The following is a 12,999-nucleotide window of genomic DNA, read 5'->3' on the forward strand; positions in this document are numbered from 1 at the left end:
TGGTGAGAGGGAATGGTGATCAGGTTGACTGGCGGGGGCGCGGATCGTTGGCGATCCTGGCACCGAGGGCTTCGACCATGTCGATGTAGGTGGTCAGCGAGACGGACGTGCCAGGACCGCAAGGGTCAGGGTCGACCGATCCGTCCCGCGCCACGCACGGCAAGTTCGCGAAGGTGATGACGTCAGTGACGGGTCGGTTATCGATGAACGGCGTCCCTCGTGCGACCGCAAGTGCGGCCAAGGGAAAGCGATCGATCGGCGCGAGGGTGGACACGGTGGTCCAACCGAGATGGAGGAATGTCCCACCCTCCCCGCAGATCACATGCGCGTTTGGCAATGACGCCGCCTGCTTCAGATAGCCGAGATCACGCAGGACGGTCTGGCGTTCGAGCCGCTGTGCCAGCGCCGTCTGGCCAGTTCGGCGCAGCTCTCTATGCCGCCACCACCAGGCAGCGGTCGCGCGCAACACGCGCAAAACACCTGTTTGCATCGGAATGCCCTTCATCAGGAAAGACAGACCGGAATCCGGCCCGGACCCATCTGAGGGACCCCAAAGGCCCTCATCCGTCAGTCACAAAACCCGAAGAACACTTTTACTTTTCGTGGACCAAACCCATGAAACACCCAACCTCCACCGAACTGTACTGGCACGACGGGATGAGAACTTCCACAGGGCCTATCGGCTAGACCTGTGGCGGTTTCTTCTTCACGAGATAGCCCAGACCGCTCAATCGGCCCGCAACTGCCAACTTCTTCGTAAAGCGTGCTGATCCTTTGGCTTCCCGTCGATGTAGCGGATCGGCATCCTGGAAAGGGAAGCCATTTCGATGAAGGCTATTATGGGCATGATTTCTCATCGCGAATACCAAAAACGCAATAACCTATTGTTATTAAATCGTTTTCCACCATCGGACGGATCAGATCATTCCGCAGCCAACATCAAAGCACTCTTTTGAAGAGTTCGGGTGTCATGAAATCAAGAGATTGAGTTGCAACCGCTGTTCTGCGATGTCCTCGTCGTCCAATACGACCAAATCAGCGGAACGCGGGACCGCTGGCAACCAGCTGCTGCGCTTGAGGAGCCGATTGCCTCGCTGGCCATGTCGCCATTATCGAAGTGACTGAGAAGTTACGGGGTCCCCTTCCCCGCGCGCGGGAGTTCGAGGATCGAGCCCTTGGTCAAACGGTTTTGGCAACCATCGATCGTCTGCTCCTTGTGCGCTACGGCCCGTAGCCACGATATCATGCAACAGACATCCACAACCTACCTCTCAGGCATTAGCACCGATGAAGGCCAAGCGAATATCCGAGGCCAGGACCCAAATCGCCGTCAGCAGGCGCCGGATAGCGTAGAGCCAGTTATTTAGGGTATGCATCATCAGATCTCAGACATCGAAAAGGGCAGGGGCCGCGGAGGCGCGCAACGATCTGTATGTTCTTCGCTAGCCGCCTTGGCGCTACTAGCAGCGATGGTCACCAGCTGAGGTTTCACCATGGTGATCGGGATGCCCTCGTCATCAGATCTTCGCCGCGACGAAGGCGAAAGCCACTTTCACGATCTCAAATACCGCCATACCTCACCCCCCTAACTTTTCTTTCTCAGACACCGTTTGTGTGCCGAGAGCCTACTTAACAGCTGTTAAGTTATGCCATGCCAGCCGCACGCGATCGGAGTTTAACAGCTGTTAAGCCGCGTTCCGCCGGCCAATCAATGCCATGACCATTGGGCCACAGGAAAACTCGCCTGCCGCAGCTTTGGTAGTCAGAGCTCGCAAGTATCCACCAGGCGATCTTATGTCGGCGAAGCGTTCCAGCATCGCAGCAACGACGATCGACGCTTGCTCCGGACCCATGAACCGCTGTGCTTCTTCCCATGCAGACGCACTGATCCCCATGGCTGGCCGCACATGGCACGCCGCATCGTAAAGCTGATGCCAATGCCGGATCTCACCTTGGTAGAAGGTCTTAAGCGAGGGGCATGCCGCTATCACTAGGTGGAGCGGGATCTTTGGCAGATGTCTTGTGTCCTGTTCATCAACGTCAGCCACCGGCTCATTCGCATCCACATCTGGCACACCCGCCGCCACCCCGCTTTTTTCTAAAGCAGGTTCAAAATCTATAGATTCTTTATTTGAATTATGATGGTGACGCTCAGATTGGGCATCATTGGTGTTCATTTCTTCTGTTTCAGGGCCATCAATGATGTTGCGTGCCTGGTCAAGGAGAGCTTCAAGATCGGCTCGATAGGCCGCGAGGTCCTCAATTGAAAGCTTGCGGCGAAGCGCGCGGGCTGTGAGGGCAGCCTTGTCGCGAAGCTGATCCCAGAAGCCTAGTCCTGGCTGCATCTCGTCTCCGAACTCGGCGAGGGCCGCGAGATCGCGTCGCATGAGGCTTACGACCTCTCTGAGGCGCCTGACGCGCTCCTCAGCCTCACGTACGGCCTCTGCGGCCCGTGCTATCTCCTCAGACTGGCAGTAGAGCGGGGAAAGATCGAAGCCAAAGGCGACGCGGTCTTCGCCGTGCTTGCGGACGTAGCGCTTCCCATTGGGGCTATCGCGCCGCTGGAGCAAGCCAGCCTCGACGAGACGCGCGAGGTGACGACGCATCGTTGAGCACGGCATGCCATTGAGGCGCTCGCAGATTGCCTTGTTCGAGGGGAAGACGACCATCTCGGCGTTCCCGCCAAGCGCATCGTCCGGAAAGAAGCTGAGGAGCCCCTGCAAAACAGTCAGATCACGTTCCGAGACCCCAAAGGCCGCTTGCGCCTTGGAGAGCTCGCGCAGGAGTTCCCACTTGTTAACGGGTCTGGCCGGAACAGATGCCTCGGGTCGCTCGATGACGCGCAAATGAGCGTGCGAAATCGGCCGCATAAACGGCGAAATTGGTGTGTACTCCATGAAAATGTTCACGAAGACAAAAATTCTAGGGCCCGCGAATCGCTTTGCGCTTGCGGGGTAGGGGCCAGAACGCTACATTCAGAAGTGCGAAAACTGAGATTTTGTAGCGGGCTGATCCCGGTGCGAAACCTTACAAAGGTCTCGTGAAGCTAGCTTCTCGGGGCCTTTTTCTTTTTGCCTGTATCGTGCCTCCTTCTTGTTGGTTGCTCTTCCTCAGTCTTCTGAACGCTTCCAGCGCTCATGAAGCTCGGTAATCAGCTTTGGGGCATTGCCCTCCAACCAGCTGATAAAATCAGGTTCATCCGTAGTCAGATCGAGTTTAAGCTGCTTGCCTTGGCGGCCGGTCTTGACCGTCGCAGCTCCGACACCGGGGATCGCCAAAGCAGGCACGCCTTTTCTAGACGGGCTTGCTTTCTTCTCTGCGCTCTTCGCGGCTGCCAGAACTGCGAGAAACGCACGCTCAGAAACCTCATCGACCGAGCCGGAACTTTCGGACTTGGCTGCATGAGCTACGGCTTGCAGTTGGTCTCGATCACCGTCGTAGGCACCCAAAGCCTTTTTGAGCTCTTCCCATCTCGGGCGACCAATCCCGGGAGCCGCACCAATTGCCTGGATGAGTTCCTCGCCGACCGTCCGAACGACACTCAAGAGTTGTGAAACCCCAGCTTCGTGGAGGTTAAGGACTTCGGCGACACCTCGATTGGTGCGCTCAGCCCCTTCCAAATGATCACCGTCCAGAAGTGCCGTCGCAACGAGCGCACGCTCAATAAAGCTCAGATCACGACGCTCTTGGTTCTCGAGAAGCTGATCTCGAAGCGCTTGATCACCCTCAACCTCTGTGACGATAGCTCGAACTTTGATACCGAGTTCGCGACATGCTTCTAAGCGTCTGCGGCCATAGATCAGGTTGTAGCGATCGCCTTCCAGTGGGCGGACCAAGACAGGCACACGCTGACCGTTCTTGGAAATAGAGTTCTTCAGTCCCTCAACTTCAATCTGAAGCCTGTCATCCAACCGTCCTTCGGTAACAATCTGCGCCGGATCGATCTCAAAAACACCGCCACGCAGTCGGCGCCCTTCAAGAGCGTCAGGAGCGTTGCGAAGGGTCTGCAGCGGCAGGCCAAGTTTAGGCTTTCTTGCCATTCCGCCCCCATGTGTTCTGGATGATTTCAGCGATCTCATCGTTCACTGCGTTCATAGATTCGATCGCACGATCAAACGTCTGACGCGTGAAGTCCCTCTTGTCAGCTTCGTAGAGCGTTTGCTTGGTCAAGCCGGCATCAGAAATTGCGGTCGATTCAACCATGTGATTGGTCAGGACCGACCTCCCAAACAGCCCGCGAATGAAGGCGATGACTTCGGTTTGTGGCGCGTCGCCGACTTTGTATCGCGTTGGCAAGAAGCGCAGCCAATCGAAGCGCAAATTTGCGCCTGCATCCCTGATTACTCCCAGGAGATCCGCCGTCATTCGCAGGAATTGGGACATCGACATAAGGTCAAGCATCTGCGGGTGAACCGTCACGAGGACGCCCGAGGACGCGGAAAGTGCTGACATCGTCAAGAAACCAAGCTGCGGCGGGCAGTCGATCACAACAACGTCGTAGTTCGCTTCAACACTATCGAGTGCGTCATGAACTCTCGCGAAGAACGCCTTCGCTCCGCCTCGCTGGATAGCAGCAGGCGTCTCGTGCTCGAACTCCATGAGTTCAAGGTTGCCTGGGATGAGATCAAGGCCGCGAATGTAAGTCTTGCGGATCACTTCGGAGATCGGAACCGGATCGTCGTAGCGAACGGCATCATAGAGGGTTCCGCCCTCCATGAGGTCGAGTTCTGGCTGGATTCCGTGAAGAGCCGAAAGAGATGCTTGGGGGTCGAGATCGATCGCAAGAACTCTGTACCCCTTGAGCGCCAAGCGCTGAGCGAGGTGAGCAGACGTCGTCGTTTTGCCGCTTCCGCCCTTGAAGTTCACCACTGAAATGACTTGAAGCTCGTCACCGTCGCGACGCCCAGGCACGTAAGTTCCAGACTTTTTTGCGTTTCCTTCAAGCGTCTGCCGGATTTCCCAGATATCGTCGAGCGTATAGCGGCGATGACTTCCCGCCGTCGTCTCGACGTCAACGATCTTTCCTTCTCGATGAAGCTTCCGAAGATAGGTATGGTCGACGCCAAGGAGCTCAGCAGCTTCGCCGCTTGTCAAAGTGCGCATCACCTTCTTTGCATCCGGTGGGAAGTGCGCAGCGCGCTGAGCATGCAGGTTCGACGCGAGAAGTTCCGCGTAGTGCCCGATGGCGATATCTAGATCTTGTTCTGCTTCGCTCATGTCTGCCCCGATCCGTGGGCGCGTTTTTTATGTGACCGCGCGTTATTTTTCGAGACTATTGCCCGACCAGCCAGATTCGTGCAAGCACTTTCTAGATTTAGTGGCAATCCGTTAAGCCAACACAAGTGTCGTGTTCACAGGAGCCCCAACTTTTCCGCACGCTCAAGCAGCATTTTGACCGAAGACGGCTGCCAGCTAATACGGCCTCGAGGGGTGCGCTCACGCATCGATTCTAGCCGGTCGCAGATCGCCTGCAGTGTGATTTCGGGGTCCGAGCCTTTGATGGCAGCCACGATAGCTGGCAGGCGGTCATCGGTTTCGCGGCGTCCGGCGCGGCCAAGCACTTCATCTGGTAGAAACCCGTCGCGGACATAGACTTTCACAGCACGGAGTAGGCGGCTTTGGGTCCAGTGCCGGTCGTGGGGCAGGGGGCCATTAATGATTCGCAAAACATCTTCCCAGGCCATATCCGGCCGTAGGCGTCGCACGTGGGGCACCCAATCCTGCGCGGTTTCGTTCAGGCGCTCCATGTAGCCGTCCTGTCGTGCCAGCCGCACCTTGCGCAGCGCGGCGGGGTCTTTGGTGCGAAGCCCAGGATTGCCACCAACGCGCCCTTTGGCGCGCGCAGAGGCAAGCCCGGCCTTTGTGCGCTCACGTATCAGCGCGCGCTCGAACTCGGCCGCGGCGCCCAGAACCTGCAATGTGAATTTTCCTTGAGGGGAGGCGGTGTCGATTGGATCCTGCAGCGAGCGGAAGAAAGCTCCCTTGGCCTCCAGACGTTCGATCACCTCCAGCAGATGCGACAGGGATCGCGCAAGCCGGTCGATCCGCACAACGACCAGCGTATCGCCGCTCTGGACGCGTTCGAGCAAACGCGCGAGTACAGGACGCGCGCGATTGCCGCCTGAGGCGTGCTCTTCAAAGATCTCGGCACAGCCCGCAGATTGCAGCGCCTCAGACTGGGGCAGGGGGGTCTGATCCTCCGTGGAAACGCGGGCATAGCCTATCAGGGGCATGAAAACGGGGCCGATTGCAATTTCATATGCCGTTACTAAACGACCGTTTATAAACGAATGCAAGCAAGTGTTTTCTCATTGTGCCGATGCACAATCCCCTAGTTTCCTTGCATTGATCGCGATCTGAAAGGTTCCGTCGGCAGTCGCGCGCACGTAATGTGTAAAGAGCATTGTCGACGGTCACAAAACAGCTTGGGTAATGTGCAAATAATCTGTATTTTGCACATATGATGCCACAATCGACTATTATTCCTGAAGATTTCGACGAACCCCTCGACATCGGAGAGGGGGATGAGGATGCTTCGGAAGAAGTTCTCTGGTACCTGCCGGGCCCGATCGAAGAGGAACCGGATTACCGGCTTCCCGGACCTCGGGCGGGACAGCCGGAAAAGGGCCTCATTGATGACTGGGCAAGGGCCGAAGCGGATCAGGCTGCGCTTCTGGCAAGGGTGGCCGGGCGCTTGGGTGCGCTCGATGACCGATTGGCTCGCGCGCCCAAAGGCTGGCTGCATAGGTTGGCACTGATCGAGGCGGCAGACCTGAGCTGGTTTGCAGGAGATCGCGTAGGCCCGGATCGTCTGGCGCTATGGATTTCTATGCGCCTGTCAGGCGCACAAGATGACCCAAATGCCTTGGCGCGAATTGGATGGGCCGTTCGGCGACTGACAGGCGGTCCTGACCCGATAGTCGATATCGCAGCCTTCCTCGACCGCCGCGATCCTGAAAACATCGATGAAAATGCCGAGCGCTTCGACGATCGCGCGAGCGGTTGGCTGGATTTGATGAAACAGGCCGCCGATCTTCATCCGATCACCCGCGCCTGCATGGGGTTTCATCTCTGGAGTCTTGCGGGCCTTGGGCAGCAGGGCGATCGGGTGGAAGCAGCGGTCACGGCCGCGCGCATCGCGGCTAGCGAGGGAAACGGGGCAATTTTCGCACCGTTGGCAATGGGCGGGGCAGGGGGCCTGCGCGCGAGTGGGCCATCGGCAGAGCGCCTTAAACAATGGCTCGAGGGGATGCAGACAGCTATCCTCATGGCGATGCGGCGCCTCGACGATATCCAATCATGGTCAGCGAAGGCCAAAGCAGAGATGTCAACGCTCTCAGGCAAGACACCGCCGGTCCTGAGCGCCCTGCTGACCGAATGGCCCCTCGTTTCCGCCCCGATGGCCGAATTGTGGATCGGTGCTAGCCGCGCCACCGCTCAACGCAATCTCGCCTGGATGGAAGCGAAGGGTCTAATCCGTGAAGTGACGGGGCAGGGACGGTTTCGGATGTGGAGTATTGCGATTTAGGCCGACCAGCGGCCAGTCGAAATCTGTTCCAGTTTCGAGCGCTCTGATTACAGATTATCCTTTATTGCATCACCCCAAAGTCAGCACCATCTCCTCCGAGAGCGACAAGTCCGGAATATGCAGGTTCTCAGGTGCCGGGCCTTTGCGAATGCGCCCAGCCGCGTCATAATGGGAGCCGTGACAGGGGCAGAACCAACCCCCGAAATCCCCCGCCCCATCCCCCAGAGGGACACAGCCCAGATGGGTACAGACACCGATCATGACCAGATATGCCTCGTGACCCGCAATGGCCCGGTTCTCATCGCTTGCCAGCGCATCGTCGGGCAGATTTGGGTTGCGCGCCGAGCTGTCAGGCAGGTCAGAGACCGCCTGTGCCCGAGCCTGAGCCATTTCTGCCTCCGTTCGATGACGGATAAAGACAGGTTTTCCGCGCCAGTTGACGGTCAATTGCGTTCCGGGCGCGAGATCGGAAATATCAACAGTGATCTGTGCCAAGGCGCGGACATCGGCGGAGGGGTTCATCTGGTTCACCAGTGGCCAGAGCGCAGCCCCTGTTGCCACGACCCCTGCCCCGGCCGTTGCGTAATACAGGAAATCCCTGCGGGCGGTATTCTCTGACGCTTCCATCATCGGGCATGTGTCCGTGCCTCCCGCGCTGGAAGGTCAACACGCGAGATGTAACGTTTTGTCAGCGCACCTCTCTACGGATCATCAAACAGGCCTTGTCGGCGCATTAATGGTGCGGGCCCGCGCCTTTTGCCATCATGAGGTGGTGCTCCTGGTGATGCGCCCCGATGGTCATCAGACCAAAGAAACCAAGTCCCTGAATCTGCGCGGCATCGCCATCGACACTGAGCGCCACGCCATCTTTTAAGTCCTCTGTCACAACGTCCCAGCCGGTCTCGGCCGCGAGAAAGGGCGCATGGGCGGGCACCATGGCGCGGATGGCCTCGAGAACACGGGGGGTGCCCCGAATCTCGAACCGGGCCCCTTCCGGCCGCAGGGTGCGGGCGACCACGGCCTCTTGGGTCAGAAGGTCCATATCGACCAGATGGCGGCGCAATCCGTCAATATCGACCCGCTCCCAATCCGTCTCGGGATCGGCCTGCAGGATCGTTACGATTTCCGCCAAGGCGGCAAAGGCCGATTGCCCGGTTTCCTGCGGTCCGCCCATGTCGTGACCAGCCGCGGAATTGGCGTGCTGCGCGGCCACGGGTGCGGCCATCACTATGGCAAGGACGAAGGGAATGAGACGCATGGACAGGTCCTTCAATGGGGTGGTGTCATGTTTACGCTAGCAGGGGCGGATGCATCGTAATATGATTTCAATCATATGTTGCCAAACCCCTATGATCATATCCCGAGCTCAGCCCTGCGCCCAATCTCCGGCGCGGTTGGAGATACCGTATTTCACCAAGGCGACCCCACCCACGGTCTCTATGTCGTGCAAACCGGGCGCGTGCATCTCGAGCGGGTCGATCCAGATGGCGAGCGGTTCATCATCCACCGTGCCCAAGCCGGAACAAGCTTTGCCGAAGCTTCGGTGTTTTCGGAGGTCTATCATTGCGACGCAGTCATTGTTGAGGCCGGGGCGCTGATCCGGATCGACAAGGCTTCCGTATTGGCCGCTTTTGCCGACCCGGCATTTGCCCGCGCCTATGGCCGTCAGGCGGCTCAACAGATACAGGCGCAGCGACAGATGCTGGAGATCGTCGGCATTCGGCGCGCAGAGGACCGGGTGATGGCAGGGTTGATCGCAGGCTTGCTCGAAGGCTCCATCGTCGAGTTTGCCGCTCGGTTACAATTGAGCCATGAGGCGATCTACAGGGCGCTGCGAAAGCTTGTGCAAGACGGACGGGTCATGAACCCGTCCCGCGGGATCTATCACCTGCACCCATGACCTGATCAGCTGTGGCTCGCGAAGACCGAGGTCGCGCCGTCGGAGCCAACAAGCAAGGTGTCAAAAGCGTCACCGGCCCCGGGACCGCCCATGCCGGGCGAACTCATCGGCATGCGGGGGACAGTCAAACCGCGCGCCATCGGTTGCTCTGCTAGCAGCCGCGTGATGTCCGCGGCAGGCACGTGGCCCTCGATAAAATAGTCGCCCACGACCGCCGTGTGACATCCAGCAAGTTCCGGTGCAATTTGCAGCCGATCTTTGAACGCATAAAGCGCATCCTGATCGACGTCCTGCGCCTCGACCGCGAAGCCCGCTTGCCGGACATGATCGACCCAAGCGGTGCAGCATCCGCAGGTGGGGGTTTTCAGGACTTTAATGACCGGTTCCGTGTTGGCCAGTGCTCGCAGGGGGAGTGTGGCAGCCGCTCCGGCCAGCAAGAACGTACGTCGTTTCATCATGTGTTCCTTTTTGAGTTACCCGAGACCCTAGAACTGTGTTTTCGAGAGTCCAGAGGCTGTTCCTGCTCTGTCGGCGTGAGGGTGGATGTATCCAGGGCGTGTCCGCTTGCTGGCCCGCGAAGGGGCTGGATCAACATCCTGTCGACCCAGAGGTCGCGCGTCGTGCGAAACTGCTCGATACCGATCGTCATTCCCTCGTGGCCCTTCGCGGGCTGGGCTACGTAAGTACCCATGAGGCGGTCCCACCACGGCAGGTTGAAGCCGTAGTTTGAGTTGGTTTCGCGCGGATCGACAGAATGATGCACGCGGTGCATGTCGGGTGTGACGACGATCCATCTGAGCCACCGGTCGACCGGTCTCGGCAGGTTGATGTTGGCATGGTTGAAGAGGGCAGTGGCGTTGAGGATGATCTCGAACAACAAAACCGCGACGGCGGGCGGACCAAGCGCTGCCACCAGGGCGAGCTTGATCGCCATCGAGATGAGGATCTCAATCGGATGGAAGCGTAATCCAGTGGTTGCGTCGAAGTCGAGATCCGCATGGTGCATCCGGTGCAGGCGCCACAGGGCCGGGACGGCGTGGAACATGACATGTTGCAGATAGATCGCCAGATCGAGCAGCAGCATGGACAGGATCACAGCCAACCCGAAAGGAGCCTCGATAATGTTGAACAGGCCCCAGCCCCGCTCCTCGGCCAGGACCGCCAGACCGACGGCCAGGATTGGGAAAGACAACCGGAGGATCGCCGTATCGATCACGACAAGTGCCAGGTTGTTCGACCAACGGATGACACGCGGAATGTCACGCCGCCGACGCGGGGCGGCGAGTTCCCAAAGCGCCATGGCGGCCAGCACACTCAAAAACGCCGTCAGACGAATCTCCGGCTCTGCGGCTAGTATTATGTCCATCACAGTCTACGGCCCTTCTGTGTTAGGGCTTGGGTGCGGATGCGCATCTCGCACATCAGTCTTTTCTTGCGCAGCCTTTGCAGCCGCTATCTGGACTATATCAAGATCCCGCGCGTGGCGCTCGTCGAGACACTCTGTTTCGAGCTGCAGCGTGACCATGTGAAACCCATGCTGTTCCGTCAGCCGCCGATAGGCCCTGTTCAGCAAATCCGCGGCCTCGGCGGGTGACTGATGGCGGATATGGGCGGAAAACGCGTGTTTGCCGCTGGTCAGCGTCCAGGCATGCACATGGTGAACATCCAGAACCCCGTCCTGCCCGTTCAGGTCCGCTGTTACAGCGTCGAGATCCGTTCCCTCGGGCGTGCCTTCCATGAGAATGTGGACCGCTTCCTTGATTACGCCCACAGAGGCCCAGAGGAGAACCACCCCGAACGCCATGCCGAGAATCGGGTCAATCGCCAGAAAGCCGGTGAACTCGATCACAAGGGCGGTGACGATGATCAGGAGGCTGCCGACAAAGGTCTGGATGATGTGCCAGAGCGCGCCACGGGCATTCAGATCGTCCTTGCTCGATTGCCACATCAGCGCCAGAGAGACCACTTCCGTGACCAGGCCCCCGAAGGCGACCCAAAGCATGGGGCCTGTGGCCAGGTGGATCGGGTCTCCGAGCCGCATCGCGCCCATCCAGATCACCAGAAGCGCCATGCCGAGAAGAAAGCCGCCATTCACCAGCGCCCCGATGATTTCGGCGCGGTACCATCCGAAACTGCGCGTCGAATCCGCTGGACGGCGCGCAATCCGCTGCGCGGTGATGGCCACGAGAACGCCGCCAACCGCCGACAGGGTGTGAAACGCATCCGACAGGACGGCAATCGAGCCAGTCCAGAGCCCGACGGCCAGTTCAATCACGAAGTAGACGCCGGTGAGCCAGGCCGAAATCACAAGGGCCTTGCCGGAACTCGGCATGTGCCCGGCGTGAGAATGACTGGCCATATCAGCTCTCCTCCCCTTGTGTACCGGTCTTTCGCGTCGCGGCGAAGAGAACCGACAGGCCGGTAAAGCCACCGAGCGCAAGCGCGGTCCATGTGGCAGTGCGGGCATCTCCGTTCATCGCCTGGTTGCCCATGTGAGCGAGCAAAAAACTCGCTGGAATAATCCCGGCCATCGTGGCCAGCGCGAACCTCCAAAGATGCAGCTTGCTCAGACCTGCGGCGTAACTGATCATATCGAAGGACAGAAACGGCAGCAGGCGACTGCCGAAGACCAAGAAGGTCAGAGTGTTCTGCGATCCGAACAGGCCTGTGTTAATCTTCTGACCGAGATGACGCTCAACGAAGGGACGACCGAGACCGCGGGCCAGACCAAAAGCGGCAAGCGCACCGAGTTCCGCGCCAAGAACGACAAAGAGTGTCCCGAACGTGTGCCCATAAGCCGCTCCGGCGGCGAGTGCGATCGGCGCCGAGGGCAGGGGGCTTGCGACGATAGCGATTGTCATAAGCGCCACGATAACAATTGGTCCGGCAAGACCTGCCGCCTCGATCCAGCGGTCAATTTCCGCGCGATCAGGCAGGCGAATGTCAACGCCAAGGACGTCCGGGAAGGCCAATGCGACGACTCCCATCAGGAACACCGCAATAAGAAGGATGCGCATCATCATGGATCAAAACACGGCATAGAGCAGAACGAAGAACGTCGCTGCCAAAAGGTCAAAGGCCACGCAGAATGGAATATACCAGTTCGGAATCCGGGCGAGACGATAAGAATTGTGGTGTGACATGTCCCAAAGGGCGTGCAGGGCCAAGCCCAAGGGAAGGAAAGCCCAATGCCATATCAGCCCCAAAAAGGCTGCCGAGCCGAACAAAAGGGCGACGGCGAGCTCTGCCCAGAACACGCGCGCTCTGCCGTCCGCGGCGCCAAAGCCGATATAGGCACCGCCAATCAAAGCAAGCGTGATCGAAGCAAGAGCTATCGAGCTCTTTTCATCCAAAAACAGGTGAGCCGGCATTGTGAGCAAGACAAACAACACACCAACCCATACGGGAGATTTCAAGATATCCCCGTGTCGATGGTGCGATACGTGATCGCCTGTCTTTTCGAAAATCTGTGCCATGGCTTTGTACCTAGGGATTCCAGCAACTGGAAGGTCAAGGGCTATTCATCCACGCGCGCAACGCAGCGCTCACTCAACCGTTCCACGGTGAGGTC

General features: G+C 58.7%; 14 protein-coding genes. 2 read left to right on the top strand and 12 right to left on the bottom strand.

The genetic code is table 11. The annotated features are described in order from the left end of the window. Positions 1-19: 19 nt before the first annotated feature. The 5 genes from CLV89_RS19820 to CLV89_RS19840 all read right to left on the bottom strand — a co-directional run bounded on the left by CLV89_RS19820 (position 20) and on the right by CLV89_RS19840 (position 6,233). Positions 20-505: a hypothetical protein gene (locus CLV89_RS19820; RefSeq protein WP_106165387.1), complete on the bottom strand. Its 486-nt coding sequence runs from the start codon at positions 503-505 to the stop codon at positions 20-22. 1,180 nt (positions 506-1,685) lie between these two features. Then, entirely contained in the window at positions 1,686-2,897 is a 1,212-nt protein-coding gene (gene repC / locus CLV89_RS19825; RefSeq protein WP_106165388.1) for a plasmid replication protein RepC, read from the bottom strand. A gap of 213 nt (positions 2,898-3,110) precedes the next feature. Further along, positions 3,111-4,040: a plasmid partitioning protein RepB gene (gene repB / locus CLV89_RS19830; RefSeq protein WP_102888752.1), complete on the bottom strand. Its 930-nt coding sequence runs from the start codon at positions 4,038-4,040 to the stop codon at positions 3,111-3,113. Then, a complete protein-coding gene (gene repA / locus CLV89_RS19835; RefSeq protein ID WP_048535388.1) occupies positions 4,024-5,217 on the bottom strand; it encodes a plasmid partitioning protein RepA in 1,194 nt (397 codons plus the stop codon). The genes repB and repA overlap by 17 nt, the downstream gene beginning before the upstream one ends. Positions 5,218-5,351: 134 nt before the next feature. Then, positions 5,352-6,233 carry a recombinase family protein gene (locus CLV89_RS19840; RefSeq protein WP_106165389.1) on the bottom strand — a complete coding sequence of 294 codons (882 nt, stop codon included), beginning with the start codon at positions 6,231-6,233 and terminating at the stop codon, positions 5,352-5,354. A gap of 227 nt (positions 6,234-6,460) precedes the next feature. On the opposite strand from CLV89_RS19840, the gene CLV89_RS19845 reads away from it, so the two are divergent. Continuing rightward, positions 6,461-7,528, top strand: a complete 1,068-nt coding sequence (locus CLV89_RS19845; RefSeq protein ID WP_106165390.1) for a hypothetical protein — start codon at positions 6,461-6,463, stop codon at positions 7,526-7,528. Positions 7,529-7,597: 69 nt separating this feature from the next. On the opposite strand, the gene petA is transcribed toward CLV89_RS19845, so the two are convergent. Further along, positions 7,598-8,158 (bottom strand): ubiquinol-cytochrome c reductase iron-sulfur subunit, encoded by a 561-nt coding sequence (petA, locus tag CLV89_RS19850; protein WP_088652793.1) that lies wholly within the window; start codon positions 8,156-8,158, stop codon positions 7,598-7,600. A gap of 103 nt (positions 8,159-8,261) precedes the next feature. Beyond that, a complete protein-coding gene (locus CLV89_RS19855) occupies positions 8,262-8,786 on the bottom strand; it encodes a hypothetical protein (RefSeq protein WP_088652794.1) in 525 nt (174 codons plus the stop codon). Between the two features lie 75 nt (positions 8,787-8,861). Between CLV89_RS19855 and CLV89_RS19860 the strand changes: the two genes are divergently transcribed. Continuing rightward, on the top strand, positions 8,862-9,428 hold the full coding sequence (locus tag CLV89_RS19860; RefSeq protein ID WP_106165391.1) for a Crp/Fnr family transcriptional regulator: 567 nt from the start codon (positions 8,862-8,864) through the stop codon (positions 9,426-9,428). A 5-nt stretch (positions 9,429-9,433) separates the two neighbouring features. On the opposite strand, the gene CLV89_RS19865 is transcribed toward CLV89_RS19860, so the two are convergent. The 5 genes from CLV89_RS19865 to CLV89_RS19885 are packed head-to-tail and all read right to left on the bottom strand — an operon-like array spanning position 9,434 to position 12,904. Then, positions 9,434-9,886 carry a DUF411 domain-containing protein gene (locus tag CLV89_RS19865; protein ID WP_012187045.1) on the bottom strand — a complete coding sequence of 151 codons (453 nt, stop codon included), beginning with the start codon at positions 9,884-9,886 and terminating at the stop codon, positions 9,434-9,436. Continuing rightward, positions 9,883-10,794 (bottom strand): sterol desaturase family protein, encoded by a 912-nt coding sequence (locus CLV89_RS19870; RefSeq protein WP_106165392.1) that lies wholly within the window; start codon positions 10,792-10,794, stop codon positions 9,883-9,885. The genes CLV89_RS19865 and CLV89_RS19870 overlap by 4 nt, the downstream gene beginning before the upstream one ends. 6 nt (positions 10,795-10,800) lie before the next feature. Beyond that, positions 10,801-11,787, bottom strand: coding sequence for a cation diffusion facilitator family transporter (locus tag CLV89_RS19875; RefSeq protein ID WP_012187043.1), 987 nt, complete (start codon positions 11,785-11,787; stop codon positions 10,801-10,803). A gap of 1 nt (position 11,788) precedes the next feature. Further along, positions 11,789-12,451, bottom strand: a complete 663-nt coding sequence (locus tag CLV89_RS19880) for a TVP38/TMEM64 family protein (protein ID WP_092813037.1) — start codon at positions 12,449-12,451, stop codon at positions 11,789-11,791. Between the two features lie 3 nt (positions 12,452-12,454). Next, complete coding sequence (locus tag CLV89_RS19885) at positions 12,455-12,904, bottom strand: DUF6010 family protein (protein ID WP_012187041.1); 450 nt, start codon at positions 12,902-12,904, stop codon at positions 12,455-12,457. Positions 12,905-12,999: the final 95 nt, after the last annotated feature.

The organism is Tritonibacter scottomollicae, from assembly GCF_003003215.1.
Taxonomy (GTDB): domain Bacteria; phylum Pseudomonadota; class Alphaproteobacteria; order Rhodobacterales; family Rhodobacteraceae; genus Epibacterium; species Epibacterium scottomollicae.

Coding starts and splice junctions, on each gene's coding strand:
- CLV89_RS19870 (WP_106165392.1), bottom strand. CDS start 10,794: ATGGACATAATACTAGCCGCAGAGCCGGAGATTCGTCTGACGGCGTTT.
- CLV89_RS19845 (WP_106165390.1), top strand. CDS start 6,461: ATGATGCCACAATCGACTATTATTCCTGAAGATTTCGACGAACCCCTC.
- repA (WP_048535388.1), bottom strand. CDS start 5,217: ATGAGCGAAGCAGAACAAGATCTAGATATCGCCATCGGGCACTACGCG.
- CLV89_RS19885 (WP_012187041.1), bottom strand. CDS start 12,904: ATGGCACAGATTTTCGAAAAGACAGGCGATCACGTATCGCACCATCGA.
- CLV89_RS19855 (WP_088652794.1), bottom strand. CDS start 8,786: ATGCGTCTCATTCCCTTCGTCCTTGCCATAGTGATGGCCGCACCCGTG.
- repC (WP_106165388.1), bottom strand. CDS start 2,897: ATGGAGTACACACCAATTTCGCCGTTTATGCGGCCGATTTCGCACGCT.
- CLV89_RS19860 (WP_106165391.1), top strand. CDS start 8,862: ATGTTGCCAAACCCCTATGATCATATCCCGAGCTCAGCCCTGCGCCCA.
- CLV89_RS19880 (WP_092813037.1), bottom strand. CDS start 12,451: ATGATGATGCGCATCCTTCTTATTGCGGTGTTCCTGATGGGAGTCGTC.
- CLV89_RS19875 (WP_012187043.1), bottom strand. CDS start 11,787: ATGGCCAGTCATTCTCACGCCGGGCACATGCCGAGTTCCGGCAAGGCC.
- CLV89_RS19865 (WP_012187045.1), bottom strand. CDS start 9,886: ATGATGAAACGACGTACGTTCTTGCTGGCCGGAGCGGCTGCCACACTC.
- CLV89_RS19820 (WP_106165387.1), bottom strand. CDS start 505: ATGAAGGGCATTCCGATGCAAACAGGTGTTTTGCGCGTGTTGCGCGCG.
- repB (WP_102888752.1), bottom strand. CDS start 4,040: ATGGCAAGAAAGCCTAAACTTGGCCTGCCGCTGCAGACCCTTCGCAAC.
- CLV89_RS19840 (WP_106165389.1), bottom strand. CDS start 6,233: ATGCCCCTGATAGGCTATGCCCGCGTTTCCACGGAGGATCAGACCCCC.
- petA (WP_088652793.1), bottom strand. CDS start 8,158: ATGATGGAAGCGTCAGAGAATACCGCCCGCAGGGATTTCCTGTATTAC.